Raw genomic sequence first — 18748 nt, forward strand, 5'->3', positions numbered from 1 at the left:
CCTCTTGACAAGGCATGGCGAACACTGCTTTTCTGCATATGACATTCACAACCGAGCAGCCAAAATGTTGCCCCAAAAGCCAGTACTTGACTCCGACAAAGAGCTCTGGAACGATTACGCAGAACTTTGTGGAAACCGCTTGATCTCAGAGCTCCGTCCATTTCTGAAAGAAAATTTCGGTTACTCTGACCGACATATTAATCGGCATTTGAACCTTGGGCTTACCGCAACGATTAACGCGTATACTCTGAAATATGATATCTATCTTCGTTTGTTTCCTGCACCCGAGGCGGGGTGGCCACGAGAGACATTGATTATCGCGAGGATCGGTTTCCACCGACCACGTAAGGGTTATGGCCGGAAGCTTCTGAGCCTGATATGTGAACAGTCTGCCGAGCTTGGGTATCAGCACATCGCGATTGAATCGCCAAACGAAAACTCAACGGCCTTCGGTCAACGCTTTGGCCTTAAGGTTATGGAGAACGGCCGAAACCTGCTCGGCTCAGTTGAAGATGTAAAACGAGCACTTGGACAAGCCGCGTAACTTCGTTACATCACAATATCGCAAGCCACCCGCAGCAGCCCAGCAGAACTATTACAAACCAACGCCTAAACTATTTCTAGCAGGCGGTCTCACTGTGCCCGGGACAACTTAGTCGCACGGCAAAGCCCCCAAACACGGGACTTCTGTTCAGAAGGGGTTAAGCAACTCGTTCCACTGTCGCAATATCTACAGTATTTATATGGAATTGCACTGTGAGCTAGCCACCCCGAACCATCAACGACCTAGCCGCTCCCATCTGCCCGCCTCGTGCGGGCTTTTTTGTGGCCGCTAACAACTGCTACAGACTTTACACCTGTTGAACGGTCGATCTAACAGATGTAAAATTTACCTAAACCCCAACAAGTTGGATCACCAGCATGGAAGTTGTCGCTTACTACCGAGTTTCCACCAAAGGACAAGGTGAGTCCGGCCTGGGCCTCGATGCTCAGCGGGAATACATCAACATTGCCGCTCAGCAGCACGGATGGCAGGTGGTGGAAGAGTTTGAGGATGTGGGCGTATCGGGGTCTATTCACCCGCTAGAGCGCCCAGCAGGGGCCAAAGCGTTCGCCAATGGCAGGCCTGTGGTAGTGGCCAAGCTCGACCGACTGAGCCGCGACGTTGAACACATTGCTGGCCTGATGAAGCGCGGCAACTTCAAGGTAGCAACCATGCCCAACGCCTCGACGGTGGAGCTGCACATCCACGCGATGCTGGCCGAGCAGGAACGCACCTTCATCAGCGAACGCACGAAGGCCGCTCTCAAGTCGTTAGAGGCACGGGCAGCGAGTGGTGACCCCGAGGCATTGCATAAGATCAACAACCGCTCTCAGGCTCTCGCCAAGGGCCGTAGCATGCTGAACCGAACCAAAGGGCATGACACCCAGCGACAGCAAGCAAACGAACGTGCAGCATTGGTCAAGGACGCGATCCGGCTATGCATCCATGATGGTGCCAGCAGCCTGCAAGCTGTGGCCGATTGCCTGGTTGAACGTAACATTCCTACTGCCCGTGGTGGACAGTGGTCGCCAACGGCAGTGATGCGAGTGATGCAGCGGCTGGGCTTGGATCTGAACAAGGCAAAGAGTGGCCCTGTAGCCTCGTAGGAAGCCTTTACAGCAACGCTACCAAGCGACCCACAACCCCCCACGATATTCTGTTTTCATGGCTGCCAGGGCCATCCGCTGAGGCCAGAGGCATTAAGCACTGCCCCAGATCCGGCTCATTCTTACCCACTGACTACGATATTCCATTCCCGATCGGCCTATGATATTCGGTATCAGCTAGTGGTCGGTTCGGAAAGTTTCGGTTATCTGCCACTATGGTGTAGGCCCTTACCCCACCCTCACACACGATGGTGCAGCCGCATAGCCTCAGCAGCAAACCAATCAACGCTAGTGTTCACATCAGGAATGCACATGGATGACGACAAGGCCGCAGTAGCCGCAGACACCCTTGAAATGCTAATGATGAACCAGGCAGCCCTCAGAGCCGCAATCGAGGAACTGAGTACCTGGATCCGTCAGCGCGGCTCCGTAAACGCCCATGACAATGCGATGGTAGCGTTAAAGGCTCTTGACACAAACGCCGACGCCATTACCTCGGCGATTGAACGCCTACGCTCCTAGCGCCTTCAGCATGGAACTCTAGTGCCTACGATATTCGGCAAGATGAGCACTTGTTCAGAACGTTTCCTTACTACTTTAGGGAAATTATCTGGCGAGTGGTCGTTACCTTTGCGACTCATCGTTCCCCATCAAAGTTTAAGCGAAAACCCTGAGACACAGCAGCTTCATGAAGGATCTATATTTTTATTGCCACCCCTTCAAACAGCTAACGCTAGCACTTAACCACAGAAGCGAAACCAAAAATGCAATCAGAACTGAAGTCAATATCAAAAATATTCTCGGAAGTCATCTTCCGAATCCCTGACTATCAACGTGGATATTCTTGGGAAGAAAAACACCTAAAAGATTTTTGGAGTGATATTGAGCAACTTCCAAAAGGCAACAATCATTATACTGGAGTTTTGACGCTAGAGCCTGTGACTGAAGCAAACTATAGCAGATGGGATGATGACCTCTGGATTATCACATCTAAACGTTGGAGCCCTATGTATGTCGTTGATGGACAGCAGAGACTGACGACAGCGATAATTCTTCTTCAAGGGATTTTAGATCAACTCGATGACGACGAGCTTTTAAACTTCACGACAAAAGCAGACATTCGTAAAAAATACATATTCGAACCCAAAGGCACGGGCATATCTAAGTCATATATTTTTGGCTACGAGAAAGACAACCCAAGTTATGAATTCTTAAAGCAAGCCATATTTGGCGATCATTCTATAAATCACTCACTCCCAGAAGAAACAATCTATACAAAAAATCTTCGGCGAGCAAAAGAGTTCTTCAAAGATAAGCTTGACAAGCTAGACCGTGATCAGCTCGCCGAAATATTCACCGTAGTAACACAACACCTACACTTCAACCTGTTCTACATTGAAAAAGACTTAGATGTCTTCGTGACGTTTGAGACAATGAACAACAGAGGCAAACCTCTATCTCACCTTGAACTCCTTAAGAATAGATTGATATACCTTTCCACCAAATTCGACGTCGAGGAAGACGACAAAATCCACCTTCGAAAATCCATCAATGAAAGTTGGAAGTCGGTCTACCACTACCTAGGGAAAATTGATTCAAAAACATATGATGATGACAACTTCCTAAAGATTCATTACATTTGCTATTTCTCCAAGAAAATCCTTAACTCCATTAACCAAGGTGACTACCGAGAATACGCAATTACCCGCCAACTACGGAACGGCCAGGTTTACAAAGAGAAACTTCTTAATGAAATATTTACACCCAAACACTTAACCATTGACGATGAAAAAAAGAAACTCAACATCAACAATGTATTTGACTATGCCAAAAGCATTAAGCAGGTAATAAGCATTTACTATCAGGTCGCCCAACCAGAGGATTCAACATGGTCAGACAAAGAGAAATTTTGGGTTGAACGAATCAATCGAATTGAAGATGACGCCTTATTCATCATAACCGTAGCAATCTTATTGAAAGCTAAACCTGGGAAACCACGCGAATCTATTCTTGGGTCAATTGAGCGACTCGGATTTCTTTCAAAAATAAACTCCTACTACTTCTCCGACGTAAATCCAACATATTTAGCAATTCAGTTCCTGGCAGGAAAGACTACACTTACGACTATAAAAAAACGCTTTGACGAAACAGTAAGCTCTTTCTGCCAGTCGCCAGAATTTAACGACTCAATTAAAAACGTCGGCAAAGAAGGTGGCAATGGCTATTACGGCTGGAGACAAATCAGATACTTCATGTTCGAGTATGAACTTGAGCTGAAGCGCTTATCAAAAACAACTCGCCAGCTACTTGCTTGGTCACCGGGCGAAAAGGCTGAGTCTTACTCCATTGACCACAAAACAATTGAGCACATCTACCCTCAAACTGCTTCCGACAAGTACTGGAAAGATACTTTTTCTGATTACTCAATCAAGGAACGGAACGTCTTGCGAAACTCTCTTGGAAATCTCCTTCCGGTGTCTCATGGGAAAAACTCTTCCTTGAGTAACAAATCATTTGAACTAAAGAAAGGTTCAGAAACCAATCAAGTAGGATATCGTTACGGGTGTCTTTCTGAGATTCAAGTCAGTATGTCTCCGGAATGGTCGGCCCGAGAGATTTTACGGCGTGGAATTATACTGCTTGAATTCATGGAAAAGCGCTGGAATCTCCAACTTGGGGACCCCCTTAAAAAAAGCGAACTTCTTGGCCTAACATTTGTACTAGCGAAAGAAAATATCACTATTGATGACCTGCTTGAAAACACACCTAAAATCCCCAAGCCCCCGAAGCAGAGAGTAGAGGATAGAGACGATGCACAAGAATTTTAAATGACTATACTGTGATGGCAAAAGCGTCCACTTCCTGGGCGCTCAGCTAGTGCCAAACAATCCTTTCGATAAAAAGCAAAATGGGGCCAGTCCAAAAGTTAGAGACGAACACCCTTGAATAGCTCACTGAGTAGTTTTGCGATGGTATCCACAGGAACCCCTGCTCCATATACATCAAACGTGATCGTACCAGAGGAATGCCCCATGACAGCCTGAGCATGGGTGGTCGGAACCCCTTTGGCCTGCATCAACGAGGCCAGCGAGTGCCGCAATGAGTGGAAGACTAAGCCACGTTCATAGGATTCTCCCAGAGCCGCTGGAATGGCTTGCTGATTGACCCATTCACCCGAAGGCCTGTAAGCAATCTGGGCCAACGATCCACTCCCACTGCGGCGGGCATAATCTACGTACCTCAAGAACGCAGCTAGATCGAATCCATAGGCACCATCAGTAAGTGGCACTAGCCGCTCACTCTGCTTGTTCTTAATCGACTTACCCTCCCCTACCTCATTGATATGAATAGCAACGCAGCCAGACTCTATGGTCACAACATCGCCCGCTGTGAGCTGACATATCTCCTTCAGTCGTCCACCGGTAATGATTCCCAAGCTGAGCAGCCATCGCTTCCACGATTCTTCTGGAAGGCCGTTCGCATAGTCCATTAGCTTGCGCACCTGGAGTTGAGAGAACGCCTTACGGGTAGACTCAACGCCCTTGGTCAGCTTCAGCTTCTTGTCGTAGGTCTTGCTTAGGTGACCGTTCTCGACAGCCCAGGCGAATACAGCTGAAAGCTTCACGATCAGTTTGTTCACCGTCGACGGCATCCGGCCTTCCGACAAACGCTCTCGGAACTCCACAAGGTCTGCTCTGGAATGGTTTCTTAAGTCCAATCCATCCAGATGCTCGGTAATGACTTTGTGGCAAAGATTCGTCTCCTTCAAGGTCGTAGGTTTCTGCTCACCGCCACGATCAGCCATGTAAAGCTGAGATAGCACATCGAAAGTCAGCGGATTAGCCACTGGCTCTGTAGCCGTACTGATCACCTCACCCTGCGGTGCTAACACCGGCAACGGGGTAACCCCAGCGTTCCGGTACATGTCACCCCAATGGCGTAATGGATGGCAGTCATTAGCAGACCTCAGCGTACCGCTCACCAATGTCAGCAGATGCTCCCTCAAATCGTTCCATGAAGCATCGGGGTGTTCCAAGTGGAACGCCTGAAACGATGCTGTGAGACGACCTGATACCTGCACTGCCAATCTGCGATCAGTGGTCTTCAGAGAGACCGACACCGCCCTATTCAGGCTGCCAGTTTCGCGAAGGCGCAGGTAGTAAACGCCGTGCCGCCTGTAGTGGTAAGGGCTAGCCAACCGGCAACGCGGTCTTAATGGCAGCGTGTGGTTTGTGACAGCACTTGTGACAAGGTGATCCTGCGGATGGGTATTCATGATGGTTAAGCCCTTGAATCTGATGGGTTAACCCTTTCCCTCGTTGTCGTTCTGGATGTACTGCCGGGAGGATTTGCGCAAGCTCAAGCGCATCACCCTGCTGTGGGATTACATCCGCGGGGTGACCGAGGCGAATGCGCCGTTGTTGATGGGTGAGACGCGCGAGATAAAATTCGCCCAGAATTGAGCTTTTTCCCTTAGGAGATCCCCTAGCCCTTCGGGCTGCGCTGTCGCGCAGGGAACTGCGGCCGCAAGCGCGCCCCGGCACCTGTGGGAGCAACTGTCTTGTGCTGCCTGAACCGGCCTCATCGCCGGCAAGCCGGCTCCTACAGGTACGGCACTGGCCTGAAGCTAGTGCAATCCCTGTGGGAGCGGCTTTAGCCGCGAAGCAGGCAGCGCGGTAGATGGCACCGGCTTCGCCGGTGTTCGCGGCTAAAGCCGCTCCCACAGAATCTTCGTTAAATCAACGAGTTGTGATTTGTTCGATAGGAGCCGGCTTGCCGGCGATGAGGCCTGCAGCCCTGACGCAGATCTCGGCCTTGCAGGTTTGGCCCTATCGCCGGCAAGCCGGCTCCTACAGGGGGTAGCCAGGCGGCATGTCAGCTCGACGCCACCACAATCGACACCCGGCGGTTCTCCATGCGCCCGGCGCTGGTGCGGTTGTCGGCCACCGGCTGGCTGCTGCCAAGGCCGCGGGTCTGGATGTTGCCCGGCTGCATGCCGATGCTTTGCAGGGCCCGGGCCACGCTTTGCGCGCGGCGCTCGGAGAGCTGCTGGTTGTAGGCCGCCTTGCCCGAGGCATCGGCATGGCCGTCGACCCGCACGCGCTGGATATCCACCGACAGCAAGGCCTTGCCGATGCGCTCGACAATGCTTTGGCTCTGGCTGTTGAGGCCGTCCACATCGCTGCCGAACAGCACCTTGCCCGACAGATCGAACGCCCAGCCTTCGTCGGTGGGGGCAAAGCCTTCGCGTTTGAGCACTGCGACCTGCTCTGCGGTCAGGCCCTTGGGGGGGACACTTTGGCAGCCCTGCAGCGCCAGCACGGCGAGCAACACGGCCAGCAAGGGAAAACGCATACGCAACAAGCGGTCGATCACGGTTGAGCTCCTGTTCTTCCATCCACGGCGCGGCGTTCCGGCTGCGCCACCTGCCATTGGCCACGGCGTTTGCGCTTGGCCTGGTACATCGCCGCATCGGCGGCATTGAGCAGACTGGCCGGGTCGCGGCCGTCGTCGGGGTAAAAGGCGATGCCGACACTCAACGAGGTGGTCAGGCTGTTGCCATCGTCCAGCTGGATCGGCTGCTGCATGCTGGCGACGATCTTCTCGGCAATGCGCTCGGCATCCTCACGGGCTTGCAGTGGCGCAAGCAGCACGGCGAATTCGTCACCGCCCAGGCGCGCCACCAGGTCGTGCTCGCGCAGTTGCGCGCGCACCCGCGCAGCGACGCTGACCAGCACCTCATCGCCCACGGCGTGGCCGAGGCTGTCGTTGATCTGCTTGAAGTGGTCGCTGTCGAGGAACAACAGCGCCGCATGCTCGCGCAGCCGCGCGGCGCTGTGCAGGCAGCGGCCCAGGCGGCCTTCGAAGTAGGCGCGGTTGGGCAGCCCGGTGAGGCTGTCGTGGCTGGCCTGGTGGGCGAGGCTTGCGTTCTCGCTTTGCAGGTGGCTCTGCCAGGCTTCGAGTTCGTCGAGCAGGGCGTTGAAGTCGTTGCCCAGTTCGTTCAGCTCGGCGATCTGGGTTTGCGGCACGCGCCGGCCAAAGCTGCGTTCGCGCCGCGCGGCATGGGCCACGCTGGCCAGGTGGCGCAGCGGGCGGATGATGTCGCTGAACACCCGCCGCGACAGGTACAACGCCAGCAGCGCACTGGCCACGGCGCACAGCAGGATGCCGGCCAGGCCGCTGAGCAGAAAACGCACCAGGCTGCCGCCCTGGCCAACCAGCTCGACATGGCCGACCTGGCGACCCATGTGCTGCACCGGCAGGTTGACCGGTTCTTCCAGCAAGGCACCGGCCACCTTGGCCTGCAACTGCGCCAGCAAGCCCTGCCCGTCATGCTTCCAGTGGGCCAGCAGGGTGCCGTCGTCGCCGTAGACCCGGGCTTCGGCCAGCTCTTCCGAGGCGGCGATCAGCGCCAGCGCCTCATTGGCCGCCGCGCTGTCGCGGAACACCACTGCAGCCTCGACGGTGTAGCTGATGGAGCGGGCGATCAGGTGCAGGTTGTGGTTGGCGTTGACCCGCAGCGCGGCCACCCCGAGCAGGGTTACCAGCACGCCGGCAAGGCCCGCGGCCAGGCAAGCCACCAGCAGGTGGCCGCGGCCGAGCACCGCGCGCAGGGTTGGCCGGGGGAACCGCACAGCCTTGGGCTTCATGGCTGCACCGCCCGGCGCCGCGACAGTTGCAGCACGCTGGGGTGAATGCGCACGCCACTGCGGGCGACCGAGTCGAGGTTGACCTCGAAGGTCACCTGCTGGTCGCTGACCCGCAGACAGAAAAGGCTGCCCACGGTGCAGGGGTCGTCGGCCTCGCTGATGCTCAGTACCGGGTGACCGTTGATGGCCTGGAACAGCCGCTCGCGCAGGCTCTGGTCGAGCCGGCCGATGTACAGCGCATCGCAGGCGCTGGCCACGCTGGCATCGGTGGCCAGCAGGCGACGCACCAATAGCGGCTGCCCGGAGTTCTGCAGGTTGCCCTTGATCAGGTCGTCGGCGTATTCGGTGGGGCCTACCAGGCACAGGCGCAGGGGGTTGGGTTCGCTGGGCCAGCGGGCGTAACTGAGGATGCCCAGCACCACCTGGGTCACAGCCTTGGCGCGCTGCTGGGCCTGGGCGGGGGTGGCGGAGTCGGCACGGGCGGGGCCGGCGCACAGCAACAGGGCGGCCAGCAACAGCGATAGCATGCAGCCTGTCAACCGGTCCCTGGTGCCTGTCATGTGAGATATCTCTCAAAATCGCGTCTTAACTCGGCGCAACGATAGCACATGGATGGCATGGAGCAGCAGGTGGCGCAGTGGATGGCACCGGCTGCGCCGGTGTTCGCGGCTAAAGCCGCTCCCACAGGGACTGCATAAGCTTCAGGCCAGTGCCGTACCTGTAGGAGCCGGCTTGCCGGCGATGAGGCCGGTTCAGGCAGCACAAGACAGTTGCTCCCACAGGGATTGCATTAGTCTCAGGCCAGCGCTGTGCCTGTAGGAGCCGGCTTGCCGGCGATAGGGCCGGCCCAGGCGAAAGCTGGCACCGGCTGTGCCGGTGATCGCCGGCAAGCCGGCTCCTACAGGATTGCGCAGGGCCTGAATCATGCGCTGTGCAACGCCCCAAAGCGCAATGGCCCTTAAGAGGGTTGAATCCCAAAGAGTGTTGGCGTCAGAGCTGCTCGAGCATCAGGCCGGAGATGCGCCTGACCTTGCGCAGGACGGCCTCCTCGAACACGCCCTGGCGCGGCTCGACCAGGCTGAAGCAATGCTTGGCGCGGGTGATGCCGGTGTATACCAGCTCCTTGGTCAGCACCGGGTTCAGCGCGTCGGGCAGCACCAAGGCGGTGTGGGCGAACTCCGAGCCCTGGGACTTGTGCACGGTCATGGCGTACACGGTCTCAACCTCGCTCAGGCGGCTGGGTAGCACGAAGCGCACCCCGCCGCTGCCGTCGTTACGCGGGAAGGCCACGCGCAGCAGGGCCTGGCCCTGATCGTCAGGCAGGCGCAGGGCGATGCCGATGTCGCCGTTCATCAGGCCCAGGCCGTAGTCGTTGCGGGTCACCAGCACCGGGCGGCCTTCGTACCAGGCTTGCTGGCTGTCGATCAGCCCGGCGTTGTGCAGTACCCGGGCCACACGCTCGTTCAGGCCCTCGACGCCCCACGCGCCTTTACGCACAGCGCACAGCAGCTGGAAGTCCTCGAAGCTGCGCAGCACTTGCGCCGCCCACTGCTCCCAGCGCGGGTCGTCGCCAGGGGTGCCGGGCGGCGGGCGCAGGCGGCCGATGGTCCGCAGGTAGCCGCGGTAGCCTTGCGGGCCTTCAGGGCCGCGGTCGAGGCCATCGAGCAGCAGGCGGTCGAAACGCTTGTCGTGCTCGCCGCCCAGGGTCAGGCAAAACACGTCCTGCGGCTTGTTGTTCAGCAGCTCGCGGGCCTGGTCTGCCTGCTGGCGGTTGACCAGCCGGGCCAACTGGCCAATGCCGCTGCCTTCGCCAAAGCGCCGCGAATGGCGCAGCATGACGATCTGCTGGGCCAGCGGGTTGCGCTCGGCGATACCTGGCTGCAAGCCGCTGGCGGCCAGCGACTGGCCGCCCACCTGCTCCAGCCAGTTGACGGTCTGCGGCCAGTAACAGCCGGTTTCGGCGTCGCGGCACAGGTCGCCCAGCACCGCGCCGGCTTCCACCGAGGCCAGCTGGTCCTTGTCGCCTAGCAGTACCAGGCGCGCAGCCGGCGGCAGGGCGTCGAGCAGGTTGGCCATCATCTCCAGGTCGATCATCGAGGCTTCGTCGACCACCAGCACATCCAGCGGCAGCGGGTTGCCGGCGTTGTGGCGAAAGTGCCGGGAGCCTGGGCGGCTGCCGAGCAGGCGGTGCACGGTGCTGACCTCGGTGGGGATCTGCGCGCGCACGGCGCCGTCCACCTGCAAGCGCTCGACCTGCTGGCCGATGGACTCGGTAAGGCGCGCGGCGGCCTTGCCGGTGGGCGCCGCCAGGCGGATGCGCAGCGGCCTGCCCTGCTCGACCGCAGGGGCCTGCAGCAGGGCCAGCAGGCGCACCACGGTGGTGGTCTTGCCGGTGCCGGGGCCGCCGGTAATGACGCTGAAACCGGCACGGGTGGCCAGGGCACAGGCGAGCTTCTGCCAATCCACCTCGCCTGCCGGTGCGCCGCCGGCGAACAGTTGCCCGAGGCGCTCGGCCAAGTCGGGCTGCTGCGCCTGCTGACGCGCCAGGCGCTGGTGCAGCGCCGAGTCGATGCGCCGCTCGTAGGACCAGTAGCGGCGCAGGTACAAGCGCTCGCCGCTGCGCACCAGCGGCCGGGGCGATTGCCCGGGGGCATCGGCGTCGGCCACCAGCGGGCTTTCGCTGATGCGTTGCAGCCAGGTCGGCAGGTCGAGGCTGGCCAGCAGCTGCGAAGGCAGCAGCAGCGGGCCGGCCAGGGCATCGCCCTCCGGCGGCAGCGACAAGGCGAAGTCCGGCTCGGCGAGGGTCTGCGCCAGGTCCAGGCACACGTGGCCGTGGCCCAACTGGTGGCTGGCCAGGGCGGCAGCCAGCAGTACCAGCGGGTCGCTGCCGGGGGCGCGTTCTTCGAGAAAGCTGACGAACGCCCGGTCGAGGGCGCGCAGCCAGCCGCGCTCCACCCAGCGGTCGAGCAGGGCCAGCAGGTCGAGGCTGCTGTGCAGCGGCGCCAGGGCACTGAGGTGCTCGGCTTGCAGCGCGGTGGGCAGCAGGTCGTCGAGGCTTCGGCTCATGGCGCGGCTCCGGCAAACAGGTCCTGCTGCGCCGGGGCGCTTTCGCCGCGGAACAACGCATCGAGCGCTTCGATCAGCGCCCGTGGCGGGCGGGCGTGGTACAGCCCGTGGCCAGCGGCGGTAACGCCGCGCAGGAAGATGAACAGGGCACCGCCGACATGGCGGTCGTAGTCGTAGTCGGGCAGGCGCGCGCGCAACTGGCGGTGCAGGGCCAGCAGGTACAGCACGTACTGCAGGTCGTAGCGGTGCTCGAGGATCGACTGCTCCATGGCCAGGGCGTTGTAGGCCTGGGCGTCGGGGCCGAGCCAGTTGGACTTGTAGTCGGCCACGTAGTAGCGCCCGTCCAGTTCGAAGGCAAGGTCGATGAAGCCCTTGAACATGCCGTTGAGCTGGGTCGGCTGGGCCGCCGGGCGGGCGGCGCCGGCATGGGTGTGGCGGGCTACCAGTTGGTCGAGTTGCAGGGCGTCGACCTTGTGGCTGGCGAACCAGAACTCCATCTCGATCTGGTACTGGCTCAGGCTTGCCAGGGTCAGGCTGGCGTCCTGCAGCGGCATGGGCTGAACCAGCATGGCGTGCAGCCACTGAGTGAGGGTGGGGATCCAGCCGGCCCAGTCGCGGCGGTTGCAACGCCGGCCAACGGTATGCTCGATCTGCTCGGGCTGGGCGCTGACTTCGGCAAAGCCTTCGCGGCCGGCCCATTCCAGCAGTCCGTGAAGAAAGGTGCCGGGCGCCGGGCCACGGGGGAAGCGGTGGATGTCGCCGGCCTCGGCCGGCACTTCGCGCAGCAGCTGGCTGTCGAGCACCTCGTCGTCCAGCAGTTGCTGGGCCTGGGAGCTGTCGGCGATCAGCGTCTGGTCGCCCACACGCAGGGCGCTGTAGGAGGCGATCCACCAGTGCTCGGCGGCGGCGCGGCGCGGCTTGCGCGGGGGCAGCAGCTCAAGCGTGCTGGCCGGGGAGCGGTAGCGTTGCTCGTCGGCCTCTGGCAGCGGCAGGCGGGCGATGGCGGGGGTTGCCGCCTGCAGCGCGTCCAGCCATTCGCCCAGTTGGCTCGAGGCTGCCAGCGGCAAGCCGCCGCCGAGCAGGTAGCCGAGGGCCGAGCGGTGCAACTGCGAGCTGCGCTGGGTGCCGCGTTTGAGGTCGGCGACGCCCAGCCAGCAGGCGTGCTGGGCGCGGGTCAGGGCCACGTAGAGCAGGCGCAGGTCTTCGGCCAGGCGCTCGTCGTCGGCGCGCTCGATCTGCTCGGCGTTGGGGGTGAGGGTCAGGTGGGCGGCGCCGTCGTCATCGTGCCAGGACAGCGGCAGGCGCGAGCCATCCACCGGTTTGCCGGTGCAGATGAACGGCAGGTACACCAGCGGGTATTCCAGGCCCTTGGACTTGTGGATGGTCACCACCTTGACCAGTTGCTCGTCGCTTTCCAGGCGCAGGATCTGTTCTTCACCGGCCTGCGCAGCGTTGGCCAGGTGCTCGGCCAGGTGGCGGATCAACGCCTGCTCGCCGTCCAGCTCGCCGGCGGCTTGCTGCAACAGCTCGGCCAGGTGCAAAAGGTTGGTCAGCACCCGTTCGCCGTCGCTGCGCCCCATCAGGCTGCGCGGCAGCTGGAAGTCGTGCAGCAGGCGGCGCAGCATCGGCAGCACGCCCTGGCGCTGCCAGGTGTCGCGGTAGCGGCGAAAGTCCATGACCCAGTCTTCCCACACCCGCTCGTCCTGGTTCAGGCGCTCCAGTTCCAGCAGCGGCAGGTCGAGGGTGAGGCTGGCCAGGGCAGCCTTGAGCAGGCGCTCGGAATCGGGCTCGGCGCAGGCCTTGAGCCAGGCCAGCAGGTCGTGGGCTTCTTGCGCAGCGAACACCGAGTCCTTGTCGGAGAGGTACACGCTGCGCACATCGCGGGCGGCAAGTTCGGCGCGCACCAGCTGGGCCTCGCGGCCGTCGCGCACGAGGATCGCGATGTCCGAGGGCAGGCAGGGGCGCAGCGTGCCGTCGCCATCGGCAAAGCCGGTGACACCCTGCTGGCCACCATTGAGCAGCGCGACGATATGGCTGGCGCAACTGGCAGCCAGGCGCTGGCGGTAGAGGGTGTTGGACACCGGCTCGTCGCTTTGCAGCTGCCAGCATTGCAAGGCGGTGGCGGGCTGGCTGTCGATCAGCAATTGCTCGCTGCGGCCCTTGGCCTTGACCTCGACGAAGGGCAGCGGGTTGTCACGCGCGGTGCGGAACAGGAAGGCGCCACGGCCCTGCTCACGCCCTTCGGCCAGCAGGAATACGCGGTTGACCGCCGCGACCATGGCTTGGCTTGAGCGGTAGTTGGTGTCCAGGCTGTGCAGGCGGCCGAGGGTTGCGCGACGGGCGCCGAGGTAGGTGAAAATGTCGGCGCCACGGAAGGCGTAAATCGCCTGCTTGGGGTCGCCGATCATGAACAGGCCGGTGTGCGGGTTGTTCTCGCCGATGCGGTAGATGCGCTCGAAAATGCCGTACTGCACCGGGTCGGTGTCCTGGAATTCGTCGATCAGCGCCACCGGGAACTGCTCGCGGATCAGTCCGGCCAGGCGCTCGCCGGCCTCGCTGGCCAGGGCGTGCTGCAGGCGCAGGAGCATGTCGTCGAAGCCCATTTCGGCGCGGCGGCGCTTTTCTGTTTCGAACCGCGCCGAGACCCAGCCGGCGGCATGCTCCAGCAGTTGCACGTCGGGGCTGGCGAGGCCTTGCAGTTGCTCGCGCAGGCCCTCCATGGCGTGCAACGCCGGGTGCTCGGGGGGCTCGCCGGCCTTCCATGCCTCGGCCATGCCGGCAGGGGTCAGGCGGGTGAAACCGGTGCCCAGGTCCAGCTCCATGGCCTGCTCATCAGCGGCCCAGGTGCGCAGCTTGTCGAACCAGGGTTCGAAAAAGCGTGCTTGCAGCTTGCGGCCATCGGCCTGCTTGGCGGCCACGGCGTCGCGGCAGATTTGCTGCAGCTCATCGGCCCAGGCAGCCCAGGGGGCCTTGAGCTGGTTCAGTTGCTCGGTGCGCTGGCGCAGGGTGGCTTCGATCAGCGCCTGCGGCTCCTCGGCCTGCACGCTGTCGCGCACCCGCCCGAACAGCGGGCGGATGCGCGGCAGCAGCGCATCGGGGCTACCCCAGTTGCCGCGCACCCAGGCCAGCGACTCACCGCGCATGCCGTAGCAAAAGCGCCGCCAGTAGTCGCGCACCACCTGGCCGAGCAGCTCGCTGTGGTCGGTTTCCAGGCTTTGGGTGAACAGGCTGCCGCTGTCGAAGGCGTGCTCGCGCAGCATGCGCTGGCACCAGCCGTGGATGGTCGAGACGGCGGCCTCGTCCATCCACTGCACGGCGATCTCAAGGCGGTTGGCGCAGCGTGGCCAGTGTTCTTCGGGGTAGTCGGCGCGCAGCAGGTGCAACAGCGGGTCGGCCCCTTCAAGCTCGCCGCGGAAAAACCGCGCGGCTTCGGCCAGGCGGGCGCGGATACGCTCGCGCAGCTCTTTGGTGGCTGCGTCGGTGAAGGTCACCACGAGGATCTGCGGCGGCAGCAGTTCACGCTCGAAGGCCTGCTCGCCACCGTGGCCGAGGATCAGCCGCAGGTACAGCGCCGAGATGGTGAAGGTCTTGCCGGTGCCGGCGCTGGCCTCGATCAGCTGGCTGCCGTGCAGGGGGAAACTCAGGGCCAATGGGCGGGCCTGGCTCATTGGGCGCTCTCCGGGTTGCCGAGGGTCTGCCAGGGGGCAGCGAACAGGGGGCGGTACAGGGTTTCGCACCAGCCTTCGAAGGTTTCATCCTGGGCCAGGGCGGCGAAGTCGCGGTACTGGCGGGCCAGGGCCAGGCTTTCGCTGCGCTCGCCGAAGCTGTTCTGGCCGTCGCCTTCGTAGGCGCGGGTGGCCGCGGCCAGGGCCTTGTCCGGGTCGCTCTGGGCCAGCCAGGCGAAGGCGGTCTTGGCGGCCACCGGCAGCGGCGCGTTCATCGCGGCCTGGCGGGCGACCAGCAGGTCTGCCAGGCGCTCGGCGGCCTCTTCCCTGGCCAGGGGGGCCAGCAGCAGGGTGAGGTCGCTGGCCACCAGGGCGGTGTGCAGCGGGTAGCCGCTGGCACAGGCGGCCAGGTGCATCACCCAGGCCGGGATCAGGCGTTGCCACTTGAGGGCATTGCGCCCGGCGCTGAGGGTGTTGGGTACGGTGTTGATGCTCAGCAGGCTTTGGTCTTCGGCCTGGTAGACGCGGCCGAGCCAGCCTTCCAACGCGTGCGGGCCGTGCTCGAAGTGGATCGGCAAGGCGCCTTCGACCACGCTCGGCCAACGTTGCAGCAACTGGCGGTGGCGTTGCAGCAGGTCGGGCAGTGGCTGGATCAGTTCGGCCTGCAGCGCTTCGCCGAAACCGGCCAGGGGTAGCAGGCCGCAGGCTTGCAGGCGCCGGGCCTGGCGCTGCAGGGCTTGCTCGGCGTTGTCGGGTTCGGCCAGCGCAGCGCCGAGCAGGCTTTCGCTCAGGCCATAGCGTTGCAGGGCGTCGAGGACGAAGGGCTCTTCGTCGGGGGTGGGCGCTTCCAGGGCCTCGAAGAATACCTTCAGGCGCTGGCTGAAGAAGTGCCGAACCGGGTGGCGCAGGAAATCCTGCAACTGCACCAGGGTCAGTGGTTCATCGCTGCTGAACGGTGGCAGGGCTTGGGGTTCGGCCTGTTCGCCTTCACCGGCCTGATGCAGGGCCAGCCACTCGTGGGCGAAGCTGAACAGCGCGCTGCCCTTCTGGAAGTAGCGCTGGCTGAAGGGCTGCAGCGGGTGTTCCTGGGTCAGGGCGTGCAGCAGTTGCTGGCCGGGGTCGTCCTTCTGCCCGGGCTTGGCGCCAGCCAGTTGCCAGCCGGCGGCAAGGTGGTCGCGCAACTGGCCGATCAGCACCGAGGACGGGCGCTCGCTGTTGTCGCGGATGCTGCGGCCGACCCAGCTGACGTAGAGCTGGTCGCGGGCGGACAGCAGGGCTTCGAGCAGCAGGTAGCGGTCGTCCTCGCGGCGCGAACGGTCGCCGGGGCGGTAGTCGCTGGCCATCAGGTCGAAGTCCAGCGGTTGCTGGGCGCGCGGGTAGTCGCCGTCGTTCATGCCCAGCAGGCAGACCACGCGGAACGGGATGGCGCGCATGGGCATCAGGGTGCAGAAGTTCACGGAGCCTGCGAGAAAACGCTGGGACAACTTGCCTTGGTCCAGGCCCGACAGCCAGGCTTCGCGCACCACGGTGAGCGGCAGTGGGTCTTGCAGGGCGACCGACTCGCAGGTCTCGAGCCAGGTGTCGCGCAAGTCCTGGAGCTGGGCCAGCAGCAGCTCGTCGTGCTCGTGTTCGGCGAGGAAGAACACCTGCAACAGCGCGTGCAGGCGCTCGCCCCACTCGGTTGCGGTGGCTGGTTGGGTCAGGGCCTGGCAGGCGACTTCAAGGGCGTCGAGCAGAGCCACCAGCGGGCCGATCAGCGCGGCGTCGAGGCCGCCGATCTCGTCGTAAGGTTCGATACCGTCGCAGCCTTCACCCACGCCCACGGCATAGCCCAGCAGCATGCGCCGCAGGCCGAAACGCCAGCTGTTCTGCTCAAGGCCTTCAGGCAGGCCGAGGGTCGCGCGCTGCTCGGCGCTGAGGCCCCAGCGAATGCCGGCGCCTTCGATCCAGCGATTCAGGGTGGGCAGGTCGCTTTCCTGGATGGCGAAGCGGGCGCGCACGGCGGGTACGTCGAGCAGGTCGAGCACTTCGCTGACAGCGAAACGGCTGTCGGGGAGCTTGAGCAGGTGTTCGAGGGCGATCAGCAGCGGGTCGCGGCCGCGCTGGCCCTGGTCGGTGAGGGTGAACGGGATGTAGCGTGGGTCGCTGCGCTCCAGCTGGCCGAATACCGCGCGGATGTGCGGGGCATAGGCGTCGATGGCCGGGAGCATGACGATGATGTCCCGTGGGCGCAGCGTGGGGTCGGCACCAAAGCGCGCGAGCAGCTGGTCGTGGAGGATCTCCACTTCACGTTGCGGGCTGTGGGCTACATGGAAGCGCACCGAGCGGTCCTTGGCGGGGTCGACTGCGGGCCACTGCTCACGGGTTTCGGCCAGCGGGCGCAGTTCGAGAATGTCGTCCTGCAGCTGGTTGAGCAGGGTCTTGGGGTCGGCATCGCTGAACAGGTCGATGCGCCCGTCGCTGAATACCCCTTGATAGCTGCCGGGGTCGTCGTAGCTGTCGAGCAGGTTGATGTAGTCGCGGCCTTGCTTGCCCCAGGCGGCGAGCAGCGGGTGAGCGTGCTGGTGCAGCGACTCGTCGTCCAGTTGCATCGGCATGCCTTGCTTGCGCTGCTGGCGTTTGTACTGGTGGCGCAGCAGGTCCTTGTCGGCAACGATGTCGCCCCAGTGGTGGCGGCACGGGTTGTGCACGCACAACAGTACCTGGCTGAACTTGGCAAGGCCCGCCAGGGCTTCGAGCACCTGGGCGGGCAACGAGGAGATACCAAATACGATCAGGCGGGCGGGCAGGCCGTTGGGCGCCTCTTCCAGGGCGTTGATGCGCTCGATGAAGCGCTGGTGCACGCCGGCACGGCTCTGGGCCATGCCGGCTTCGCCGACATCTTCAAGCAGGATGCGCCACAGCTCGGCCTGCCAGCGGTTGCCGGTAGCCAGGGGCTTGCGCTCGCCGCGAGCGGTGTTGAGCACGTGGTTGCCAGTGGCCCAGTCCTTGAGCCAGTCGGCGCGGTACACCTGATATTGGTCGAACAGGTCGGCCAGGCGCTCGGACAGCTGGTAGCGCTTGCGCAGGTCGCTGTCGTCGGTGAGGAAGCGGCGCAGGGGTTCGAAGTGCGGACGCTCGATGACCTGGGGGAGCAGGCGCATCAGGCGCCAGGTCAGGGGGGCCTTGTCCAACAGCGACACTTGCGGGATTTCGTCGCGGCCCAATACCTGGCGATACAGCTGCCACATGAAACTGCCGGGCAATTGCACATCGATGGCGGCGGCGATACCGCAGCCGCCCTGGTCGTCGTCCTGCGGGTCTGCGGCGAGGGCCAACTTCAGCCACTGGGCAATGCCGTTGCTTTGCACCAGGGCGATTTCGTTTTCCAGCGGGGCCAGCGGGTAACGGCGCATGACGCTCACCACCAGATTGCGCAGCTCATCCAGGCGGTTGCCTTGGACGATCATGAAACCTGGGTGCAGTGAGGTCGTTATGGCCATTGAGTGCTCTTTGGGGCGGGGGCTTATGCTGGGGGGAACCATACCACGGGCGTTGCGAGGCCTGTAGGAGCCGGTTTGCCGGCGATGGGGCCTTGGCAGGTATGTGCGTTTCCTGGGCGGGGCTCTGGGTTTTTCGGCGTACAAAGACAAAACCCCTACCTGCATGCGCAGATAGGGGTTTTGCGAAATGAATCTTGACGATGACCTACTCTCACATGGGGAAACCCCACACTAC

The 18748-nt window shown here is 62.0% G+C and carries 11 protein-coding genes and 1 pseudogene; 5 read left to right on the forward strand and 7 right to left on the reverse strand.

From position 1 onward, the window contains the following. Window positions 1-64: 64 nt before the first annotated feature. From ACI2KK_RS16425 to ACI2KK_RS16440, 4 genes are all read left to right on the forward strand, one after another. Window positions 65-544: a hypothetical protein gene (locus ACI2KK_RS16425; protein WP_404669659.1), complete on the forward strand. Its 480-nt coding sequence runs from the start codon at window positions 65-67 to the stop codon at window positions 542-544. Between the two features lie 377 nt (window positions 545-921). Continuing rightward, window positions 922-1650 carry a recombinase family protein gene (locus ACI2KK_RS16430; protein WP_404669660.1) on the forward strand — a complete coding sequence of 243 codons (729 nt, stop codon included), beginning with the start codon at window positions 922-924 and terminating at the stop codon, window positions 1648-1650. 312 nt (window positions 1651-1962) lie between these two features. Further along, window positions 1963-2172, forward strand: coding sequence for a hypothetical protein (locus ACI2KK_RS16435; protein WP_404669661.1), 210 nt, complete (start codon window positions 1963-1965; stop codon window positions 2170-2172). Between the two features lie 242 nt (window positions 2173-2414). After that, on the forward strand, window positions 2415-4478 hold the full coding sequence (locus tag ACI2KK_RS16440; protein ID WP_404669662.1) for a DUF262 domain-containing protein: 2064 nt from the start codon (window positions 2415-2417) through the stop codon (window positions 4476-4478). A 98-nt stretch (window positions 4479-4576) separates the two neighbouring features. On the opposite strand, the gene ACI2KK_RS16445 is transcribed toward ACI2KK_RS16440, so the two are convergent. Beyond that, window positions 4577-5686 (reverse strand): tyrosine-type recombinase/integrase, encoded by a 1110-nt coding sequence (locus ACI2KK_RS16445; protein WP_404669663.1) that lies wholly within the window; start codon window positions 5684-5686, stop codon window positions 4577-4579. Window positions 5687-5975: 289 nt separating this feature from the next. Here ACI2KK_RS16445 and ACI2KK_RS16450 point away from each other — a divergent pair. Further along, a pseudogene (locus ACI2KK_RS16450) lies at window positions 5976-6113 on the forward strand (LysR family transcriptional regulator); the annotation flags it as partial. 412 nt (window positions 6114-6525) lie between these two features. On the opposite strand, the gene ACI2KK_RS16455 reads toward ACI2KK_RS16450, so the two are convergent. The 6 genes from ACI2KK_RS16455 to recC form a co-directional block, all read right to left on the reverse strand. After that, window positions 6526-7005, reverse strand: coding sequence for an OmpA family protein (locus tag ACI2KK_RS16455; protein ID WP_217843654.1), 480 nt, complete (start codon window positions 7003-7005; stop codon window positions 6526-6528). Window positions 7006-7022: 17 nt separating this feature from the next. Beyond that, the gene (locus tag ACI2KK_RS16460) at window positions 7023-8300 is read right to left on the reverse strand and encodes a diguanylate cyclase domain-containing protein (RefSeq protein WP_404669664.1); all 1278 of its coding nucleotides are present in this window, start codon (window positions 8298-8300) and stop codon (window positions 7023-7025) included. After that, window positions 8297-8860 carry a YfiR family protein gene (locus tag ACI2KK_RS16465; RefSeq protein WP_404669665.1) on the reverse strand — a complete coding sequence of 188 codons (564 nt, stop codon included), beginning with the start codon at window positions 8858-8860 and terminating at the stop codon, window positions 8297-8299. The genes ACI2KK_RS16460 and ACI2KK_RS16465 overlap by 4 nt, the downstream gene beginning before the upstream one ends. A 430-nt stretch (window positions 8861-9290) precedes the next feature. Beyond that, complete coding sequence (gene recD / locus ACI2KK_RS16470) at window positions 9291-11366, reverse strand: exodeoxyribonuclease V subunit alpha (protein WP_404669666.1); 2076 nt, start codon at window positions 11364-11366, stop codon at window positions 9291-9293. Next, on the reverse strand, window positions 11363-15034 hold the full coding sequence (recB, locus tag ACI2KK_RS16475) for an exodeoxyribonuclease V subunit beta (protein WP_404669667.1): 3672 nt from the start codon (window positions 15032-15034) through the stop codon (window positions 11363-11365). The genes recD and recB overlap by 4 nt, the downstream gene beginning before the upstream one ends. Next, entirely contained in the window at window positions 15031-18513 is a 3483-nt protein-coding gene (recC, locus tag ACI2KK_RS16480; RefSeq protein WP_404669668.1) for an exodeoxyribonuclease V subunit gamma, read from the reverse strand. The genes recB and recC overlap by 4 nt, the downstream gene beginning before the upstream one ends. Window positions 18514-18748: the final 235 nt, after the last annotated feature.

The sequence above is a fragment of the Pseudomonas sp. NPDC089406 genome, assembly GCF_044900265.1.
Lineage (GTDB): Bacteria > Pseudomonadota > Gammaproteobacteria > Pseudomonadales > Pseudomonadaceae > Aquipseudomonas > Aquipseudomonas fakonensis.